This window comes from Vibrio caribbeanicus ATCC BAA-2122 (assembly GCF_000165125.1).
Taxonomy (GTDB): domain Bacteria; phylum Pseudomonadota; class Gammaproteobacteria; order Enterobacterales; family Vibrionaceae; genus Vibrio; species Vibrio caribbeanicus.
Map to the genome: position 1 here is coordinate 15,065 of NZ_AEIU01000061.1, position 20,927 is coordinate 35,991.

Annotated in this window: 19 protein-coding genes; 9 read left to right on the plus strand and 10 right to left on the minus strand. The window is 43.5% G+C overall.

All coding sequences use genetic code 11. The features are described from left to right. Positions 1-54: 54 nt before the first annotated feature. Positions 55-1,602, minus strand: a complete 1,548-nt coding sequence (gene rmuC, locus RH40_RS06950) for a DNA recombination protein RmuC (protein ID WP_009600722.1) — start codon at positions 1,600-1,602, stop codon at positions 55-57. Between the two features lie 133 nt (positions 1,603-1,735). Here rmuC and RH40_RS06955 point away from each other — a divergent pair, with 133 nt between their 5' ends. After that, positions 1,736-2,647, plus strand: coding sequence for a DMT family transporter (locus RH40_RS06955; RefSeq protein ID WP_009600723.1), 912 nt, complete (start codon positions 1,736-1,738; stop codon positions 2,645-2,647). A 7-nt stretch (positions 2,648-2,654) separates the two neighbouring features. Here RH40_RS06955 and RH40_RS06960 read toward each other — a convergent pair whose 3' ends face one another. After that, positions 2,655-3,479, minus strand: coding sequence for an HDOD domain-containing protein (locus tag RH40_RS06960; RefSeq protein WP_009600724.1), 825 nt, complete (start codon positions 3,477-3,479; stop codon positions 2,655-2,657). Positions 3,480-3,742: 263 nt separating this feature from the next. On the opposite strand from RH40_RS06960, the gene RH40_RS06965 reads away from it, so the two are divergent. The 3 genes from RH40_RS06965 to eat are packed head-to-tail and all read left to right on the plus strand — an operon-like array spanning position 3,743 to position 7,418. Further along, entirely contained in the window at positions 3,743-5,155 is a 1,413-nt protein-coding gene (locus RH40_RS06965) for an ethanolamine ammonia-lyase subunit EutB (protein ID WP_009600725.1), read from the plus strand. Next, positions 5,148-6,026 (plus strand): ethanolamine ammonia-lyase subunit EutC, encoded by an 879-nt coding sequence (gene eutC / locus RH40_RS06970; protein ID WP_009600726.1) that lies wholly within the window; start codon positions 5,148-5,150, stop codon positions 6,024-6,026. The genes RH40_RS06965 and eutC overlap by 8 nt, the downstream gene beginning before the upstream one ends. Before the next feature lie 3 nt (positions 6,027-6,029). Continuing rightward, a complete protein-coding gene (gene eat / locus RH40_RS06975; RefSeq protein ID WP_009600727.1) occupies positions 6,030-7,418 on the plus strand; it encodes an ethanolamine permease in 1,389 nt (462 codons plus the stop codon). 100 nt (positions 7,419-7,518) lie between these two features. Here eat and RH40_RS06980 read toward each other — a convergent pair whose 3' ends face one another. The 3 genes from RH40_RS06980 to ftnA form a co-directional block, all read right to left on the minus strand. Next, a complete protein-coding gene (locus RH40_RS06980) occupies positions 7,519-8,712 on the minus strand; it encodes a BaiN/RdsA family NAD(P)/FAD-dependent oxidoreductase (protein WP_009600728.1) in 1,194 nt (397 codons plus the stop codon). A 99-nt stretch (positions 8,713-8,811) separates the two neighbouring features. Continuing rightward, complete coding sequence (gene uspB / locus RH40_RS06985; RefSeq protein WP_009600729.1) at positions 8,812-9,135, minus strand: universal stress protein UspB; 324 nt, start codon at positions 9,133-9,135, stop codon at positions 8,812-8,814. A 74-nt stretch (positions 9,136-9,209) separates the two neighbouring features. After that, positions 9,210-9,737, minus strand: coding sequence for a non-heme ferritin (gene ftnA, locus RH40_RS06990; protein WP_009600730.1), 528 nt, complete (start codon positions 9,735-9,737; stop codon positions 9,210-9,212). A 148-nt stretch (positions 9,738-9,885) separates the two neighbouring features. Here ftnA and RH40_RS06995 point away from each other — a divergent pair, with 148 nt between their 5' ends. Further along, positions 9,886-10,311, plus strand: coding sequence for a universal stress protein (locus RH40_RS06995; RefSeq protein WP_009600731.1), 426 nt, complete (start codon positions 9,886-9,888; stop codon positions 10,309-10,311). A 56-nt stretch (positions 10,312-10,367) separates the two neighbouring features. Continuing rightward, positions 10,368-11,243, plus strand: a complete 876-nt coding sequence (locus tag RH40_RS07000) for a carboxylate/amino acid/amine transporter (RefSeq protein WP_009600732.1) — start codon at positions 10,368-10,370, stop codon at positions 11,241-11,243. A 35-nt stretch (positions 11,244-11,278) separates the two neighbouring features. Here RH40_RS07000 and RH40_RS07005 read toward each other — a convergent pair whose 3' ends face one another. From RH40_RS07005 to RH40_RS07015, 3 genes are all read right to left on the minus strand, one after another. Then, the gene (locus tag RH40_RS07005; RefSeq protein ID WP_009600733.1) at positions 11,279-11,758 is read right to left on the minus strand and encodes a hypothetical protein; all 480 of its coding nucleotides are present in this window, start codon (positions 11,756-11,758) and stop codon (positions 11,279-11,281) included. Positions 11,759-11,858: 100 nt separating this feature from the next. After that, a complete protein-coding gene (locus tag RH40_RS07010) occupies positions 11,859-12,635 on the minus strand; it encodes a class I SAM-dependent methyltransferase (RefSeq protein WP_009600734.1) in 777 nt (258 codons plus the stop codon). Positions 12,636-12,698: 63 nt separating this feature from the next. Further along, positions 12,699-15,827: an ABC transporter substrate binding protein gene (locus RH40_RS07015; protein WP_009600735.1), complete on the minus strand. Its 3,129-nt coding sequence runs from the start codon at positions 15,825-15,827 to the stop codon at positions 12,699-12,701. Between the two features lie 100 nt (positions 15,828-15,927). Between RH40_RS07015 and asnC the strand changes: the two genes are divergently transcribed. Beyond that, complete coding sequence (gene asnC, locus RH40_RS07020) at positions 15,928-16,392, plus strand: transcriptional regulator AsnC (RefSeq protein ID WP_009600736.1); 465 nt, start codon at positions 15,928-15,930, stop codon at positions 16,390-16,392. Positions 16,393-16,430: 38 nt separating this feature from the next. Here the strand turns inward: asnC and tsrA are convergent, their stop codons facing one another. Next, the gene (gene tsrA, locus RH40_RS07025) at positions 16,431-16,715 is read right to left on the minus strand and encodes an H-NS-like global regulator TsrA (RefSeq protein WP_009600737.1); all 285 of its coding nucleotides are present in this window, start codon (positions 16,713-16,715) and stop codon (positions 16,431-16,433) included. 75 nt (positions 16,716-16,790) lie between these two features. Then, positions 16,791-17,987 carry a multidrug effflux MFS transporter gene (locus RH40_RS07030; protein ID WP_009600738.1) on the minus strand — a complete coding sequence of 399 codons (1,197 nt, stop codon included), beginning with the start codon at positions 17,985-17,987 and terminating at the stop codon, positions 16,791-16,793. Positions 17,988-18,093: 106 nt separating this feature from the next. Here RH40_RS07030 and RH40_RS07035 point away from each other — a divergent pair, with 106 nt between their 5' ends. Both RH40_RS07035 and RH40_RS07040 read left to right on the plus strand, forming a co-directional pair. Further along, positions 18,094-19,062 (plus strand): LysR family transcriptional regulator, encoded by a 969-nt coding sequence (locus RH40_RS07035; RefSeq protein WP_009600739.1) that lies wholly within the window; start codon positions 18,094-18,096, stop codon positions 19,060-19,062. Positions 19,063-19,126: 64 nt separating this feature from the next. Continuing rightward, the gene (locus RH40_RS07040; protein WP_009600740.1) at positions 19,127-20,914 is read left to right on the plus strand and encodes an aminopeptidase P family protein; all 1,788 of its coding nucleotides are present in this window, start codon (positions 19,127-19,129) and stop codon (positions 20,912-20,914) included. The last annotated feature ends 13 nt before the right edge of the window (positions 20,915-20,927 follow it).

Consider the following 20,927-nt stretch of genomic DNA (forward strand, 5'->3'; position numbering starts at 1 on the left):
TGGTTCCTCTTTAATCAGTGCGTTAAATTGATACGACTTGAGCACTGTTGCCTGCTAGTTTACTTTATCCGTATCCGGATGTCTTTCAACCTCGGCATCATTTTTATCGATAGAATAGGTTTGATCAGGTTGAGACGAAACACTTTGCAAAACCTTGTCAGAAATCGATTTCTTGATATCAACCCCTAGTTGCTTAAAGCTCTCGGCTTGACGAATGGCATTACCACGCCCAGACACCAATTTATTCATCGCGCCTTGATAATTTTGATTGGCTTTGTCCAAAGCCCCGCCGAGCCCTTCCATATCATCAACAAATAAACGCAATTTGTCGTATAGTTTGCTGGCACGCTCAGCGATGACCTGTGCGTTTTGATTTTGACGTTCATTTCGCCATAAGTTATCAATGGTACGTAAGGCAACCAGTAAAGTGGTTGGGCTAACCAAAATAATATTTTGCTCCATCGCATCTTTCACCAAGCTCGGATCTGCCTGAATAGCCACTTGGAAAGCAGGCTCAACGGGAATAAACATTAAAACATAGTCAAGGCTCTCTATCCCCTTGAGCTGATGATAATCTTTCTGAGATAGTTGTTTTATATGATTCCTTATTGATAGTAAGTGTTCACTTAGTGCTTTTTCACGTTGCAAGTCAGTGTCGGCATTAAAAAAACGTTCATACGCCACCAGCGCCATTTTTGAATCGACAACAACCTGTTTGTCTTGCGGTAAGTAAACAATCACATCTGGCTGAAAACGCTTACCAGCGTCGTTTTGTAAACTCACTTGGGTTTGATATTCATGTCCTTCCCGAAGCCCAGATTCTGCAAGAACCCGTGCCAAGACAACTTCTCCCCAATTGCCCTGCTGCTTATTATCTCCTTTAAGCGCTTGAGTGAGATTCAGCGCTTCTTGAGTCATCTGCTCATTCAGTTTTTGTAAACTTTTTATTTCGTGGACTAATGTATGACGCTCTTTGGCTTCCTGATTAAAGCAATCATTAACTTGCTTTTTAAACCCTTCTAGCTGCTCTTTGAGTGGAGACAGCAAACCATCGAGACTCTGACGGTTATGTTGATCAACCTTCGCCGTTTTTGTCTCCAGCATTTGATTAGCGAGATGCTCAAACTGCTGCTTAAGACGTTCCTCAGCTTGCTCAAGTAACTGTAGTTTCTCTTGGCTGGCTTTTTCTTCTTGTTCACGACGTGCGGTTTGCTCAAGCAGTTGTGCTTCGAGTTGAAACTTTTGTTCGCGAATAACCTCTAGCTCATCAGCAAACTGCTGGCGCTCCTGTTTAATCGACTCCAAGTGGCGTAACTTCTCAACTACGGCCATTAATTTGCCATGAGCTTGCTTAAGTTCATAAGCAGATTTATCTCGTTCATCATCAAGCTCATCAAGTTGCTGCTGCGCATCACTCAATTGTTGCTGTAAATGAGTGATCTGAGTCTGTGATAATTGTTGAGTGGACTCTAGTTGCTGTTTCAAAAGCTGATTACTCAGCAACATTCTTTGTTTAACCCACCAGCCAATAACACCTGCACCGATCAGCGAGCCCATAATTCCGCTTAATAAAGCGCTTTGACTGTCAAGAATCCATTGCATAATAAGGAGTTAAATATTTAATATGAGATACATTTAATGGTATTTTACTACTGGATAAATGTCCAGATTAACCACTTTTTCTCGCATTTTTCGTCTTCACTTTTTCTCGCCAAACTTGGCTTGGAGGTATGTAATGAATGAGCGTCGTGCATTAGGTTTAGGCCTATGTGCTGTCCTTTTATGGTCAACTGTTGCCACCGCATTTAAATTAACTTTACAAGAGTTTTCCCCAATCCAGATGCTAGCTGTGGCCATTATGGTTTCTGCGGGGGTTTTGCTTACCCTGTGTCTGATACAGAAAAAAGGACAGCAAATCATTCGAACCTTTATCTCAAAGCCTTATTACTACCTTTTATTGGGGCTTATCAACCCGCTCGCCTACTACCTTATCCTATTCAAAGCGTATGACCTTCTCCCTGCATCACAAGCCCAGTCAATTAACTACAGTTGGGCCATCACCTTAACATTGATGGCTGCTGTCTTCTTAGGCCAAAAGATACGTAAACAGGACTGGATTGCCTGCAGCATTAGCTACCTTGGAGTCATTGTCATCGCAACCCAAGGCGACATTATTGGTCTTAAATTTGACAGCCCACTGGGCGTGAGTTTAGCGCTGTTCTCGACACTGCTTTGGGCCGGCTATTGGATTTTGAATACCAAAAATACCGCCGATCCCATTGTCACTGTGCTGCTTGGTTTCATGGTAGCTTTGCCCTTTGCATGGGGATTAGTCATCTTTGAAGATGAAAACTGGTCGAAAATAAGTCTGAGCGGCTGGCTCGCCGTTACCTATGTGGGGTTATTTGAGATGGGTATTACTTTCGTATTATGGCTTGGCGCACTGAGACTAACTCAGAATACGGCGCGGATCAGTAATTTGATTTTTATCTCTCCATTTTTGTCTCTCATTTTACTCTCCAATATCATCGGTGAGCCCATACATGCAGCCACAGTGGCCGGCCTGATCTTTATCATTGTGGGTTTGGTCATACAGCAAATGAAGCGTTCAGATCGAAATTCGCATGACTTATCAGAGCCCTCTTAACCCTTAACTAAGCTAACTCGGCCGCCAGCTCTCTGCCTTGCCCTCTTACTTTATCGACCTCTGCAGCTGCATCAGAGGGAAGATTCAGGGCTTGGGCAGGTTTGCTTTGCGCAAGAAAAGTTTGTTTTCCTTCATCTCCCTCTATTTCATCCCAGTGTAAATGAATATCTCTAGCGAGATATAGAAGGCAAGCTAGGTGTTTGGAGTTAACGGCCTTACTCGGGCAATTCACGTGTGCGATAGCGTCAACCAGTCGATTCGGAAACTTCCAAGTTTCTGCTAAAGCCGCACCAAGCGCCTGGGCATCAACATCAAGTAGCTCTTTTTGTACTTTAGCAATCCCCTCACCATTGTCAGCTCGGCGTTGAATTTCCAAAGCGATTTCAGGCTCTAGTGTGTGGATCATTAGTTCACCGATGTTATGCAGAACCCCACTGGTAAAGGCTTCATTAGGGTCTATATCGACGTCTTTCGCAATCGCACTGGCAATCATGGCAATCTCGAAACAATTTGACCAATACTCTTTGAGATCTAATGTGTCTATTTTGGGGAAACTTCCGGCGACGATGGAAGAAGATATCAGATTGCGCAGAGGGCTAACACCCACCCTAATGACTGCTTCGTGAATATTAGAGATCCCTTTTACGCTCCCAAATTGGGCAGAATTTGCTAAGCGAAGAACCCGAGCAAGTAAGACCTGATCCATCGCCATTTTCTTGGCCAACTCATCAAAATCAACAGCGTCACGATTGACCATTTCCAGTAGCTCTTGGAGCACACTTTCAATTCGTGGTAGTTCATTGATTCGAGAAATTAATCCTTGCTGCCCCATAGCCGTATGCTCCTGTCTTGATTCTACCTTATACAACTAAGTGTAGTACTATTGATTCAATTATTATTAGCTCAAAAGTAAGACTCTCACACCATCCCTGTCATCCTTTTCAAGTCACTCACAGATACTAAGCTCGCACAAGAGTAATTTTTCCTATAAAAATCACATCGAAAAACTGACAATTATATTATTTTCAATAAGTTATACAAATAAACCCGACTCTAAGATACAGTAGATAATCAACCGTGGATCGGGATACAAGGATGACCATATCATTTCGTCGACAACAAGGAAGTCGAGTCTACCACTTTCGGTCATTGGCAGATTTACTTGCCAAAGCCACCCCAGAACGCTCTGGTGATGTTCTAGCTGGTATTGGCGCTGAGTCAGCAACAGAGAGAGTTGTGGCCCAGATGACTCTCGCCGATTTACCACTAACGACCTTTATCAAGGAAGCTGTGATCCCCTACGAGAAAGACGAAATCACTCGCTTGATCATAGATAGTCACGACATAAAAGCTTTTTCTGCCATTGCCCACCTGACCGTGGGAGATTTTCGCAACTGGCTGCTCAGTGACACCACAGAACCTGCACATATCATCGCAATACGTTCAGGTTTAACGCCTGAAATGGTGGCAGCAACTAGCAAACTAATGCGCAACCAAGATTTAATCTTGATTGCAAAAAAATGCCAAGTAACCTCAGCATTTAGAAACACCATAGGTTTGTCAGGTAGGCTCTCGACTCGCCTTCAACCCAACCACCCCACTGATGATTTTAATGGTATTGCTGCCAGTATTTTTGATGGTCTGATGTATGGCAGCGGTGATGCTGTTATCGGCATTAACCCAGCCACAGATAACTTGGCCCAATGCACTCATTTACTCAAGATGCTCGATGATATCATTCAAAATTATCAGATCCCGACACAATCTTGTGTACTAACTCACGTCACTAATACTATTCAAGCGATTGAGATGGGCGCACCGGTCGATCTTGTTTTTCAGTCAATTGGTGGGACTGAGGGAACCAATCAAGGTTTTGGTATCAACCTGTCAATGCTTGAAGAAGCAAAGCAAGCAGCCCTATCTCTCAAACGTGGAACGGTTGGACAAAATGTGATGTATTTTGAGACAGGCCAAGGTTCGGCACTCTCAGCCAATGCGTTTCATAACGTTGACCAACAGACCTGCGAAGCGAGGGCTTACGCCGTAGCCAAGCAATTTGACCCACTACTAGTCAACACTGTGGTGGGCTTCATTGGTCCAGAATATTTATTTGATGGAAAACAAATCATCCGAGCCGGACTTGAAGATCACTTTTGCGCCAAGCTACTCGGGCTTCCAATGGGATGCGATATTTGTTACACCAACCATGCCTATGCTGACCAAAATGATATGGATACTTTGTTGACCTTACTAGGCGTAGCCGAGTGTTCATTTATCATGGGTATTCCAGGCTCAGACGATGTCATGCTCAATTATCAGACCACTTCTTACCATGACGCGCTCTATGCACGCAAAGCACTAGGACTAAAACCTGCCCCTGAATTTGAAGCCTGGCTTAACACCATGAATATCTTTGAGGACCTTGAGAAATTTCACCTCAGCCCAAACATTGACTCGCGCTGGTCTAAGGCACTCAGCAATATCACCAACGAGGTGAGTCATGACTAAGACAAGTAGAACCATGCAGTCAAAGTCTGTTGTGATTGATAGTCCTTGGCAACAACTTCGCGCGCTCACCAGTGCTCGAATCGCCATTGGACGGAGTGGAACCAGTATCCCTACCCATGAGATGTTGGCTTTTCAACTTGATCACGCCAAAGCCATCGACGCGGTGCACTGCCAGCTCGATACCAATACCCTAGTGTCAGAGCTGCAAGATTGTCCAATCATCAGCAGCACTTTTTTGCACCCACCTTTTGTCACACATAGCCAGTCTCACGATCGCTTCACCTATCTGCAGCGCCCAGATTTAGGCCGGAAATTATGTCGAAAAGACCAAGCCTTGCTGACTCAGTATGCAATTTCCACGTGCGTTGACTTTGATCTATCGTTGGTCATCGCTGATGGCCTCTCCTCCGTTGCCGTTCAAAAGCATGCCATTCCATTCATTCAGCGCTTAAGTATTGCCCTAAAAAACGATGATTACGCTTGGTCATGTTCACCCATTACCATTATCAAGCAAGGGCGAGTCGCTGCTGGTGATGACATAGGGCAAGCGTTAAAAGCCAACATGGTTCTTGTCATTATTGGTGAGAGACCTGGACTCAGTTCTCCAGACAGCATGGGGCTATATCTGACATGGGCGCCAAGGCGCGGTACCCAAGATGGACAAAGAAACTGCATATCCAATATTCGTCAGCAAGGCATGAGCTACGACGACGCGTGCCATAAAGCCTTATATTTAGCCAAGCAAGCCAGACACAAGCAACTCTCAGGAGTAGAACTAAAAGACCACTCGGTACTGACAGAACAATTGAGCAGTGCTGAGCCCTGTTTGGGGCAAAACAATTTCTTAACCCACAGACAAAATCAAGGATGAAAGATGTCTCAAAATACAAACTACATGTCTAGGCGGCAATTGAAACGTGGAGCCGCAGGATGGGTGCTCCTCGCCGGCCTTGGCATTTCTTACGTTATATCGGGTGACTTTGCGGGCTGGAACTTTGGACTAGCTCAAGCTGGCTGGGGAGGATTTGTTATCGCCACTGTAGCGATGGCCAGCATGTATTTTTGCTTGGTTCTCTGCCTGGCAGAAATGTCCTCTGCTATCCCAACAGCAGGGGGTGGGTATAGTTTTGCCAGACAAGCCATGGGACCCACAGGAGGATTTATTACCGGCTTATCTATCTTAATAGAATACGCGCTTGCACCCGCGGCGATCGTCATTTTTATCGGTTCTGCCATTAATGCTCTTATCGGTATTGATGGCCCCCTCGTCTATGCACTTTTTTATTTCACTTTTATCGCGATTCATTTAAAAGGGGTTGGTGAAGCACTCAAAGTCATGCTGGTTATTAGTAGTTTGGCTTTGGTCGCCATCTTTCTCACCTCGGTAACGCTTGCCAGTCACTTTGAGTGGCACAATTTATTCGACATTTCAGAAACCTCAGATCCGTTACTCCCTTTTGGTTGGCACGGAGTTTGGGCTGCTTTACCCTTTGCAATGTGGCTATTTTTGGCGGTTGAAGGCGTTCCTTTAGCGGCAGAAGAGGCCAAAGATCCAACCAAAGATGTCCCACGTGGTATTATCGCCGCTATGTCGGTCTTATTAATGACCGCCCTATTAGTGATTTTCTTACTCGCAGGAGCCGCAGGCAGCGACTTGATAGGTAAAAGTACGGTTCCACTCGTCGATGCGTTAAATATCACTGGGCATCATACCACTGCAACCCTAGTCAATTTACTCGGTCTCAGTGGATTAATTGCTTCTTTTTTCTCTATTATCTATGGCTACAGCCGACTAGTATTTGCGCTGTCCCGTGCAGGCTACCTCCCCAAGAGCTTATCCGTAACCAATAGAAATAAAACTCCCGGTCGAGCGCTTATCGTTCCCGGCGTAATGGGCTTTTTAGCCTCACTATCTGGTCAAGGCGATCTCATGCTGGCAATGGCCGTGGTGGGCGCAACCATCTCTTACGCACTGATGTCCCTCAGCCATATCATATTACGCCTTCGTTTACCCAAGCTCCATCGCCCTTATAAAACTCCCGGAGGCATTATGACTTCAACATTGTGCCTGACTTTGTCGTTGCTGGCTTTAACCGGTGTGTATGCCTTTGATCCTACGGCATTTTGGCTAACAACTGGCTTGTATATCATTGGAATAGGTTACTACGGTTTATACAGTCGCCATCATTTGGTTTCTGAAAGTGCCGAGGAAGAGTTTGCTTTGATTAACGAGCACGAGGAGACCTTAGCTAAGAGTCATTAGGGAAACTCGCGACGTTAAGAATCACTGATAAAGGGAGGTATCATAAGCATACCTTCCCCTTTTACTGCTACGTCATGAGATAATCGTCCTTTGCACAGCTTTACACCCATTGACCGGCAACAAATCCTGAGCTCCAACACCACTGAAAATTATAGCCGCCTAGCCAGCCTGTAACATCCACCACCTCACCAATAAAATACAAACCAGCAATATCTTTGCACTGCATGGTTTTTGATGAAATATGTTCAGTGTCAACGCCGCCTGACGTCACCTCTGCCGTTCGATAGCCTTCAGTACCATTGGGCGTCACGCGCCAATGTTGTAAATAGTGTGCAATCTCTTGTGGCTCTTTATGGTTGAGCTGTCTTAGAGGTTTATCGGTTAGCTCATTGCGCTCTATTAAAACCTCAATTAAGCGTTTTGGTAGCACTTTTGCCAAGGTATTTTTCAAACTTTGATTGGGGTGCTTATCACGCGATTGTTCAAGTAAGCTCTCTATATCAACATCTGGAACCAAATTGGCCGAAACTGGCTGACCTGGTTTCCAAAATGAAGAAATTTGCAGCACAGATGGCCCAGAGAGACCACGATGGGTAAAAAGCATCGCTTCTTTAAAGACTGTGCCATCTAATGCGGTTAGCTCCGATGGAACAGCAACCCCAGAAAGCTCAGCAAACGCCTCTTTATCCTCTTTGTGTAAGGTGAAAGGAACTAATGCCGCACTGGTTGGAACCACGTTCAAGCCAAACTGCTCAGCCACCTTATAGCCAAATGGCGTCGCGCCAAGCTTTGGCATAGACAGGCCTCCGGTGGCAATCACCAAGGATTGACACTCAATGTCTCCTTGGTTGGCCCTCAGAATAAACCCCTGTTGCGTTTGAGTGACCTCAGTCACATTTTGTTGATAGCGCTGCGTTACTGTGGGCATATCACACTCAGCAAGAAGCATTTTCACAATATCTTTAGAGTTATGCTCACCAGCACAAAACAGTTGCCCATGGTCACGCTCTTCAAACTCAATCGCATGGTTACTCACCAAAGATATGAAATCCCATTGCGTGTATTGAGACAGTGCCGATTTAACAAAATGCGGGTTCTGGCATAAAAAATTATTCGCTGTCACATCATAGTTAGTAAAGTTGCAGCGGCCACCTCCAGCTATCAGTATTTTACGTCCTGGCTTTTTCCCATGCTCGAGGAGCAAAACGCTACGTCCACGTTTACCTGCCTCTGCAGCGCACATAAGACCAGCCGCACCTGCACCCACAATTACTACATCGAACTTTTCTGTCATCAACAACTACTCAAACCAATAAAAAAGGATGCGCATAATGCACATCCTTTGCTCAATCGGCCAACATTCTAGCGGTATTTAAACCGCTTGCCAACCAAACTATAAAATGAGCGCCGCGAGTAGAGTGACACCCAGCAATGACGTCGATAAAATAAAAAGTTCACGAACTCGTTCACATTTCCCAGTAAAGACTTCATCATGATGATGGTGATATTCGCGGCTTTTGATGTAATGGAAAAGTCTAACCTGCTTGGTCATATTACCATGCGTGGTAAAAAAGCCATTACCATCAACTTGCTGATAAAGAAGAGGATGCGCTTCTCGCATGATGTAAATGAGTGAGCGCAGTGCGGTGAAATAACGCGCCATATTGACGAGCGTCACCATCATTAACGCAAAAAGAACCGTATCTGAATAGACCATCTTATCCTCCTCACATCTTCTAGAACGCTGAGAGAAAAAGACGGTCTCATTGCTGGGGCGTCTTTTGCCGAAGATTATTCGGCGGGAGCATCCATGATTGAAGATGAACCTTCTTTTGCCAACATTGCTAAGTCTTTGTCGATAAAAAACAGCGCTTTACCGTCCTCACCAACTAGTTCTAGCTTATCCAAAATCCCTTTAAATAGTTTTTCTTCTTCATGCTGCTCTGCGACGTACCACTGTAAGAAGTTAAACGTAGAGTAGTCTTGAGAAGTGAAGGCAACATGTGCAAGCTTATTTATCTTACTGGTGATCATTTGTTCGTGTTCATAAGTTTCACGGAAAACATCACCAAGGCTATTAAAATCGTGTTGCGGCGCTTCAATTGCTCCCAAAATGGGTAAGGCCCCTGTCTCACTCACATAAGTGAATAATCTCTGCATATGGCCCATCTCTTCTGCAGCATGTACGCGCAAAAATTCAGCCGCACCTTCGAACCCTTTGTCTTCACACCAAGCACTCATTTGTAAGTATAGATTGGATGAAAAGAATTCGAGATTTATTTGCTCATTCAGCTGTTCAACCATAGCTTTTGAAAGCATGACATTCTCCTAATGTAAATAATTAAAACCGAACCGTTGCCAATAACATAGCATTTTGTATGGCAAATGTGGATCTGAGATCACTTCAACACAATTATTAGACGTAAAGTGCTAATCTTAAGCAAGATTTAGACGAGGATATAGCATCATGAGTTATCAACACATTTTAGCTGCCATCGACTTATCCGAAGACAGCCAACAAATTGTACAAAAAGCCGTTGCCTTGGCGAAACCCCTAGGCGCCGATGTCTCATTTGTGCATATTGACGTCAATTATGCCGAGTTGTATACAGGTCTCATTGATATCAATCTGGCGGAAACTCAACATCAGGCACTAGAGGCGTCACAAAAGCAATTACAAGCACTCGCGGATAAAGCAGACTACCCGATCAAGTATATCCTGATTGGTAGCGGTGATTTGAGTAACGAACTGGTTGATACTATCAAGGAGTTCAACATCGACCTGGTAGTATGCGGTCATCATCAAGATTTTTGGAGTAAGTTTCTCTCCTCGACACGACAACTGATGAATTGTTCACCAATTGACATGTTGGTTATACCACTCAAAGACTGATAATTGAGCGCTATTAGTATAAACTGGCGTCATGTTTTTGATAATGAGTCTTAGTTATGGGGTATTTAATCGCGGTCACCATATTGTGGTCTTTTTCGTTTAGCCTAATAGGTGTCTATTTAGCTGGTCAAGTCGACTCTTGGTTCTCTGTTCTAATGCGTGTTGCATTGGCTAGCTTGATCTTCCTGCCTTTTATTAAGTTTCGCTCGGTAGACAAAGGGTTAATCGTTAAACTTATGATGGTGGGAGGCTGCCAGTTAGGTTTAATGTATTGCTTTTACTACCATTCATTCCTGCTTCTTTCTGTACCTGAAGTGTTGCTTTTTACCGTATTTACCCCGATTTACGTCACGTTAATTTATGATTTCCTTAAAGGACAGTTTTCTCCTTGGTATCTGGTAACGGCCATCATTGCTGTATCAGGTGCTGTTGTAATCAAATATTCGGGTATCAACCAAGATTTCATCACTGGCTTCTTTGTCGTTCAAGGCGCTAACCTGTGCTTTGCTATCGGACAAGTTGGCTACAAATACTTAATGGAAAAATATCAAGTAGAGCTACCTCAACACACTGTGTTTGGCTACTTTTATCTGGGTGCGCTTTGTATTGCCACGATTGCTTTTCTGATGTTTGGCAATACTGATAAGCTACCAACGACCACAACCCAATGGGGCGTCTTAACCTATCTCGGTCTATTTGCCTCTGGGATAGGATATTTTGCTTGGAATAAAGGTGCGACTCTTGTCAATGCAGGTGCCCTAGCGGTGATGAACAATGCGCTTATCCCGGCAGGTTTAGTCGTTAATATCGTGATTTGGAATCGAGACGCTGACTTGACCAAACTGGCGCTCGGAGGTGTGATTATTTTGTTGTCACTGTGGATTAATGAAACCTGGGTCAAGCGTAAAGTGCAGCAAGCTCGCACTGCTTGATATTGAAAAAGGCCACACAATGTGGCCTTTTTCTTTTAATGAAGGTCTACTTCTTTCTGTTGGTGTGTACTCCTAGTCGAACACACCGGTGTCAATGACGTGCGTTTTTTAGCGAGCTTGCGGTGTTTTTTACTCAGTTTCAACAACTTCTTATGAAGCTTTATCTCTTTTTTCAGCCGCTTACACTCTTTTTTCATACTCTTTAAGGTATGACGGACTTCACTGGTCGATTGAGCACCTTGCTCGATGTTACGACGTTTTTCTTTGGCTAAAGTCACGGCCTTTTGTACCGATTCAGATTGCTTTGTTAAACCCGATGAATTTGCTGTTGCTAATTTTAAATCAGGTTTCACAGTGCCCGACATCGCCGCTCCAGAGCAGTTAGAAATAGTCTGCGCTTTACACAATCTACCCTTCTCATTTGCAACGCGCGAGCAAGCGCGGCAAATATACTTGGCCGACGAAACCGAACTACCGAGCTCATCGATATTTTCAGCAACCTGCTTACGACTCATTTTACATAAGCTTTTTGACACACAGTTACCCAAGTGGAAATACGAATAATTCTTACTAAGGTATACTGTTTTATCGAGCTTTGGCAAGTAAAATCCTTGTTTAGCTCATTGCTTGTTTGACATAGACATCAAAGCGATTTTTTTTTGTTTCAATTGCCATTGTGGGCTCCTTTTCACCGAGCCAATTCGCATAATCTGGGCGTTTTACCACTACCCTTTTTTCGGCCATTGCAAATGCGGGCCCAAACAACTCATCTGCATCAAGATCGGGGCCGACTAAGGTCTGAAACACTCGCATTTCTTTTTTTATTTGCGCAGTTTTCTTTTTGGCTGGATGTGGATACATGGGGTCAAGGTAGACCACATCAGGATTCACAAACTTTGGGTCTTGTTGTAAACGTTCGAGAGCATCGTGACTTGAAGCATGAAGTAATGTCATGCGCTCGGAAACCCAAACGCCAATCTCATCATCTTGTCTTGCCCGATGGATTCCATCTTCAAGTAGTGCTGCTACGACAGGATGACGCTCTATCATTTGGACTTTACAACCCAGCGACGCCAAAACGAAGGCATCTCGACCCAGTCCAGCTGTTGCGTCCAACACAGACGGAATAACACCATTTTTCAAACCAACCGCTTTGGCGATGGCTTGCCCTTTTCCCCCACCGAATTTGCGCCTATGTGCGACGCTACCCCCAGTCAAGTCAACATATATCGCACCAAGTTTACTTTCATCTAATTTGCGTAGCTCTAGGCGTTCTGAAGTGAGAACCAAAGCAAACTGGCCAGTGTTATCATTGATCAGCCCCCAACGCTCCATCATGGCAAGAAAATAATCGTTACGCGTCTTGTCTTCACACAGAAGTTTTAATTGCACGTGGAACCCCGATACCCTATAAAATAAACTCTTGGTAGTGTACTGTATAGAAAGGCTGTAACTCTAGCCATAATCGCACTCAGTTTCTAATTCGACCAAAGGTTTAGGCCTGCCTATTGCATACCCCTGAGCATAATCAACACCAATCTCAGAGAGTATGTCCATGACTTGCCTGTTTTCGACAAATTCAGCGACAGTCTTTTTACCCATCTGCTTTGCAAGTTTGTGGATCGAACGTACCATTAATTGGTCAACGTCATTGGTATCCATATCCCGAACAAAAATACCATCAATTTTAACGATATCAACGGGTAGGGTTTTGAGATAGCCAAACGAAGACAAACCTGAACCAAAATCATCCAAGGCAAACGAGCACCCAAGTGCTCTTAGTCTTTGAAATAGTTGATGTGCTCTATCGCTATTGCTGATCGCTGCTGTCTCTGTAACTTCAAAGCAGATTTTTTCGCACGGTATCGAGGTATGCGTCAGCTTATCAACCAGAAATTCAATAAACTGTTGGTTACCAATCGAATGGCCAGATAAGTTAATTGAGCACAGTGTTAGTTTCTCTACTAAGGCCGCATGAGCTTCTAGCCAGTTTACTGCCTTGTTTACCACCTCTTTATCTAGTAAATGTGCGATATTGTAACGCTCCGTCGCTGGCATAAATATGCTCGGAGAAAGGTATTCTCCTTGTGCATTTCTAAGTCGAGCCAATATCTCAAAGTAGAGCCCATCGCCCTTTGTGGATAGAGATTGAATGCGTTGAGCGAATAGTTCAACTCTTTGGTTTGCGATGGCGTTATTAACCAGCGCCACACTTTCCATCTGCTCTTCTCGGCGCCTAAGTTCTCTATCACCATAGCAATATAGACTAAAACGCCCTCTACCCTCGTCTTTCGCCACTTGGCAAGCCGTATCAGCCTGTGCATGCACCATTTGTGGAGAGTCTGCGGTATGATCAATCAATCTTATCCCTATGGAGCAACGGAGGTGGCATTGAATACCTTGCCAAACAAAAGGAGTTTGACCGAGTGAGTCGATAATTAAGTTCGCAATCTTTTTGGCGTCCGGAGCAGAGCAGTCTTTCAGGAGGATCGCAAACTCATCTCCTCCCATACGTGCTAATGTGGCACTTTTGGGAAGCACTTGATAAAGGAGATCAGAACAAAAAACGATCGCTGCATCTCCAGCTTCATGTCCCGCCGTGTCATTAAGTATCTTCAATTGATCAAGATCCAAATACAGCATCGCATGAACTCGAGTACAAGCTGCCACTTCTTTTAACGCCTCATCAAGTAACTTTTCAAAGTAGTTGCGCCCATACGTACCCGTAAGTACGTCATGCTGTGCCTGATACTGTAATTGCTCGGACAGATGTTTTGTCTCTGTGATATCCTCACCGACAATCAGTAGATGACCGGTTTCTATCAAAGGCTTTATGTTTTCACGTATCCATAAAATATGCCCATCTGAGTGACGATATTCCACTTCTCTGCGCCAAACGCCAGTCATTGAACCACTGGGTTGAAGCAATACTTGGCGGGGCAAAAGCGTATCCTCTTGAACATAAAATTGATTCAATTTATGACCGAGAATGCTATCTAGCCGATAACCAAGTAACTGCTCTGCAAACTGATTTACTTGTTGAATACGATCACGATCATCGAGTGTGACCATCATAACTGGCTGCTTATCGTAGTAATGGCTGAGGTTTGCCTCTCGTTGATACAAACGCTCCTCTGTGATCTTTCTTGAGGTGATATCACGTGCTTCTAATAGACACTGACGGTGATGATTAAGTAAATAAAAGTTTTTAAGACTTATTTCGAGTACCAGAGCGCCTTGCTCGGCGTGCCAAAATTCTGCTTCAAATTGATAGGCAATCTCGTCGGTATCACGACTGAGAAAGTGTCTTAGATGTTGTGCAAATGAATCATCCCAGTTGGGGTGCTCCCACAAAGGAAGTTCTGGATTCACATGCTGAGAATAGATCAAATCATTAAGTTTTCTGTTGGTTGAAACCACGCACCCCTGATGATTAAGCACGCCAATAAATTGGTAACTTTGATCAAATACTAATTCAAGCAGTGTTTGGCTTTCTCGGTTAAGAAGTTCACTTTTCCTAATCCGATTAAGATAATAAAACAGAATTAGGATAACCACGGTAAAAAAAGTAGCCAAACTGGTGGCCAATTTTAATTCTCTTTCATATCGCTGAGAAAAGGGCAAAGGTCGATTAAAAATAAAGGATGAGAGTTCCTCTTCGATACCCAACCCCCATTTCATTATCGCTTGATAATCCAGTTTAAGCTCTGGCAAACCTTTTTCAACACTGGGTAAAGAGTCTCTTGGGTTATTTAAAACCTCGAGTAATACTCTCGCTGTCTGTTGACCATGCTGCCGGCCGCTATAAATAACTCCCCCCACAGTTCCGTAACCTAAACCGAGATCATGCACAATATATAAGGGGGCTTTTGTCACTTGGTTTATCCGTACCCAGTCTTGGTGTTTGCCGACCAAAAGTCCTTGACGGTCTCTGGTATAGAGCCAAAATAAAACACTAGACTTTTGATTCAGCCCTTCAAGAAATTCAATAAGTTGGTTGATATCATTAGGAATAAACGAAACCAGTTTATTTTGATATTCAGGATTATCGACCAGAAAACGCCCAACCTGCGAACGCACTGCTGCACCTGAATTCGAATGATCACTGATCATATAGATTGATTCAACCGAAGGTTGTAATCGTTCTATAAGCGCTATATTTCCTTTTATATCGTGCTCTTCAATCACACCTGTTGCATTTATACGATCGTGTAAATAAGGTTGATAATCGTTAATACCACCAAAAATTATCGGAGTGGTCCCAACCACATCCGATAGGTGATTCATAAGCATTAATGCATTATTATCGCTGACGACGATCGCCCTATACTGTTCTTGTAAAAACCGAGTTTTGTAGAGCTGGATCAACTGTTCAAAGTATGCTTTATCTTGGAAACGCTTTGTATCTAGATACAACACTCTTGTAGAAATGTTCGTATCCTCAATCTCTTGGGAGAAACCAAATTGAAAATCGTCAGTCCAGAAAAATCCTTGATGGTAAGAGTGTATTACCAACACCTCTTGCTCGGTGGCCCTGACTGATAGAGTGACAATAAGGCCGAACAGCAAGCAGCAAAATCGCACGACAACCATCTCTTTATTATGATTAAATATCCACCATTATATCACTGATAATCATAACAAATAGAAAAATCATTTACCTGATAAATTAGGAACTTGCCCGATGCACACTCAAATACCCAAGCTAGATGAGCTCGATAAAGCCATCTTAAAGACGCTCATGGAAGACGCAAGGACGCCCTATGCGGAAATGGCAAAACTGTTTGCCGTTAGTCCTGCCACCATTCATGTCAGAATAGAAAAAATGAAATCTGCATCAATTATCCGACGAACAGAAGTCATCGTTGACACTAAAAAGCTCGGTTATGACGTTTGTTGTTTTATTGGAATCAACCTCAATGCAGCGCGGGACTATCACTCTGCACTAGAAAAGCTCAATGCACTTGATGAAGTGGTAGAGGCTTACTACACAACCGGAGCTTACAATATTTTTGTTAAGCTTATGTGCCGTTCAATAGAAGAACTACAGCACGTATTAATAGATAAGCTCCAGGCAATAGATGAAGTGCAATCGACGGAGACATTGATCTCATTGCAAAATCCTATAAAACGCAATGTTAACCCGTAGCCGGTCACGTTCGCACTTCAAAAAAAGGGGGGGCAAACTTATTTGGAGGAGAGATAAGATTTCAGCTCATCAACAGAAATGCCTTGGTCTGCAATCTGCTTAGCTAAGTTCTCTACCTGTTCATCTTTACGCGATTCTATCACTTGCTGAAACTGATAGACCATATCACGAAGTACCGGGACAGGAACCTGCTTGGCTGCACTTTGTATACGCTCGGCACTCTGATTACCTAGCTCATTGAGTAACTTGCCAAACATTATCTTTTCTGGAGATTCATCCAATTGCTCTAAAACACGAGCCATCTCGTAGGTTGTCATTGACATGGTTGTGAACTATCCACAGCTTCTCATTATTTGAAGCTCAAATATACATCGTTCTGAGTTATTATCAAGAAGTCTTTAAGTCTGTAGGCTCCGTAAATACCACGTCTGCCCAGTTTTAGATAGTAAGATGAACAGCGCTGGTCCTGTCATGAACATGATTGTAGCGATAAGAAACTGGGGCTCAATGATAACGCTTTGCATCATCCAAACAAGAAATCCAGAGCCACTCATTTGCAGCAAGCCTAGCATAGCCGCTGCGGTACCGGCTTTATCACCAAACGGCTCTAAAGCTTTTCCTGCCGCTGCCCCTAAAATCGAAGCAAAACCAACTGAAGAAACAAAGATCGGCACCATAAAGCGAATCGGAGTCGTCCCGTCGTATAACGCCAACAACATCACGCCCGCGACGAGTAGTGTCACCACACCTAAGACCAGTACAAAGCGTACACCACACCAATCCATCAGTCTTGGCACAAATAGGCAGGCTAGAATATTCACTATCGCATTGATTGCAAACCAATTAGTAAAATTACCCATCGAAATTCCCATGTCACCCATAAGAACAAAAGGCGCACAAGTTACGTAGGCCAGGACAACGGCCATCGCCATTTGACACAAAATAGCATGGAATAGAAACATAGGATTTCGAATAACATCCCAATATCGTTGGAATTTAAACACTGGCGCTTTCGATAAGCAAGGAGCCGTTTCCTTCATGTAGAGCCATAGAAAGCTCCACACAGAGACAGCAAAGATGGTCATAAAACAGAAGTTAGCTCTCCAACCAAAAGTCTGCGTCAGCCAACTGCCCAAGATAGGAGCAAGAGCTGGAATAAAGCAGATAGCTCCATTTAGGTAGCTAATTATACGACCACTTTTTTGTGGTCCAAATAGATCGCGAACTGTTGCGAAAGCAGCGACAGAAGTCGCACACGCTCCTAAGCCTTGAGTTAAGCGAGACAACAACATTAATTCCATGCTTTGAGCACTCCACGCCAATAAAGCACTCATCGCATAGATGCCTACCCCTGCTATCGCAACAGCCCTACGACCATATTTATCTGCTAAAGGTCCTGCAAATATCTGACCTATACCCATGGAAAAAAGAAAGAGAGAAATAGTACTCTTTGCTAATGACTGTTCCACGTGAAACGTTTCCGAGATCAAAGACAATGCGGGCAAATATATATCAATTGCAAGTGGACTGAATAAAACAAGTAAAACTAACAAAATGAATTGAATTTTACCTGACGAAACTGCTTGACCTTTCATACTGATATATTTGCGACCTAAAATGGTGAAAACGTGTTAATACTAATCTAGAATAGATATTCCTCAAAATGACATATAGTCATTACAACTATTCCTGAAACGAAAAATGAAAATAGAAAAACTTGCACGTCTTGATCTCAACCTTCTGGTTTCTCTGCGCATCTTAATTGAGGAGCAGAATGTAACTCGTGCAGCACAGCGTTTATGCCTTAGTCAGTCCGCAGTAAGTAAAAACTTGGCAAAACTTAGAGTTCAATTTGATGACCCCCTACTTATCCGCCATGCCTACGGCCTAAAACCTACCCCTAAAGCTCTATTTTTAAAACCAAAGCTAGAAAAGCTTATTAATCAATTAGAACAACTGACCCAACCAGAATGCTTTGATCCGATAACCAGCGACTATCGATATCAAATAGCCACGGTTGAAAGTGTTTATCCACTGATACTACCGCATTTTTTACCAGAAATTTTTAACCGAGCGCCTGGCGTCACGATCAGTACGCATTCCTGGAACAGTGATACATTCCATCTATTACAGCGCGGCGAGCTTGATCTTGGTATTACGGGTAAAGATATTGATATTAACGATGCCAAACTGACTATGTTGCCTCCCAATGATATTTGCGAACAAGAGATCTATCGGGATCAACACATGTGTCTCATGCGAAGAGACCATCCTTCATTATCTAGCGAATGGGATCTAAAAAATTACCTCTCACAGAGACACGTTCAAGTTAGATGTGATGGAAACGATCGCTGGTTGCTCGATTATCGTTTGGCGGATATTGCGGAGGAACGTGACATAGCCATAACTGTTCCCGACTTTAACAGCGCCGCAAGTCTCTGTTCTTATACAGATTTGGTTTTTACCGCACCAAGGCATTTTTTACGCCTGGTCGCTGTACAATTAGATCTTGTCGTTGTGCCCTTACCGATTGATTTTCCACCGATGGCATACACATTGTTTTGGCATAAAGATAGAGAAAAAGACCCTGCATTAGTTTGGTTGAGAAAAATTATCGAAAATAGAACCACTTCATTAAGAGAATTTGCAGGTATAAACCAAAAAGAGTAGCTTAGTTGCAACATGATCGGTGGCGAAATCGTAGTTTGATATAAATGAAAAAGGACGAATTTTAATGTTAACAACCACGGAACAACGTCTAAACGCAATTAGACAATGGCTAGAAAAAGAAAACATTGATGCTCTGATAATTCCTCATGAAGACGAATACTTGGGTGAATATATCCCATTGCACAATGAACGCTTGCATTGGTTAACAGGCTTTACAGGATCAGCAGGTTTAGCCATTGTAACCCAACATAAAGCCGCTATCTTTGTTGATGGCAGATATACAGTACAAGTCACCAAACAAGTACCTTCTGAACTTTATACTTATTGTCATTTAATCGATGAACCTCCTCTCGATTGGCTCGTGTCACATTTGAACTTAGGAGACAACATTGCGATAGACCCTAAAGTACACAGCGCCTCATGGGTCGAAAACGCGCAACTCCGCCTTAATGGTAAATTGAATTTACGCCTTCTTGAAACGAATCCTATTGACCTTCTTTGGCATGACCGTCCCACACCACAAATGTCTGACGTACGTTTGATGCCAATTGATAGTGTCGGAGAAGAGAGCGCCAACAAACGACAACGTATTGCGGATCTGGTCCGGGGAAAAGGTGCTAATAGTGCCGTTATTACAGCCCTAGACTCAATTTGTTGGCTTTTAAACATACGTGGCCTCGATGTCTCTAGACTTCCTGTTTTACTTTCCCACGCTATTGTTCATTCGAATGGCACACTAGAATTCTTTATTGATCCTAAGAGACTGCCTAAAGATTTTTCAAGCCATGTTGGAGACGGTGTTTCCATTCATACCCCAGAGATGCTCCGTGTCCGATTGGAAGAGCTCGTTGGTTCAGTGGTATTGGTTGATCCAAATACATCAAATGCTTGGAATAAGTTGGTTTTACAAAATATTGGTGCACAGGTAATTAATAGTGACGATCCGTGTTTAATGCCAAAAGCCAGTAAAAACGCTACCGAAATTATGGGAATGAAAGCGTGTCATATCCGCGATGGTGTCGCGATGAGTTCATTTTTATGTTGGTTAGACAATGAAGTTCAGCAGGGTCGCCTCCATGATGAGGCGACGTTAGCAGATAAACTACTTTCATTTAGACAAAAAGACCCCAAGCTAGTAGATCTGAGCTTTGATACCATCTCTGCGGCGGGAAGTAATGCAGCCATGTGTCATTACAACCATGAAAATCAACCTGCACCCGGCCAACTAGAGATGAACTCTCTCTATCTCGTAGACTCGGGAGGTCAATATCTTGATGGTACAACAGACATTACCAGAACGGTCGCTATCGGCATACCGAGCGATGAAATGATCAAGCAATTTACCCTCGCTTTGAAAGGACATATCGCCGTTTCACGTGCTCGTTTTCCCACAGGCACAAAAGGTTACCAAATCGATACTTTAGCAAGACAATACTTGTGGTCAGAAGGCTACGACTATGATCACGGAACAGGCCACGGTGTCGGACATTTTCTCAATGTACATGAAGGACCAGCGAGTATCTCAAAACGACAAATTGATGTTCCACTAACAGAAGGAATGGTTTTGTCCAATGAGCCTGGTTACTACCGTACTGATGGCTTTGGCATTCGTATCGAGAATCTAGAGCTAGTGGTAAAACAGCCGACGAATGGGGATTTTGACGTTCTCACTTTCGAATCGTTAACTCGATGTCCGATCGATGTCCGCAATATCGATTTCAACCTTTTGACAGATGAAGAATTAGGTTGGCTTAATAGCTATCATCAAAGAGTATGGGATGACCTGAATCTTGAAGTGAGCGATGATGTTAAACCTTGGTTATACAAAACAACTAAAGCTATCTTTCGCTAATTATTACTAACGT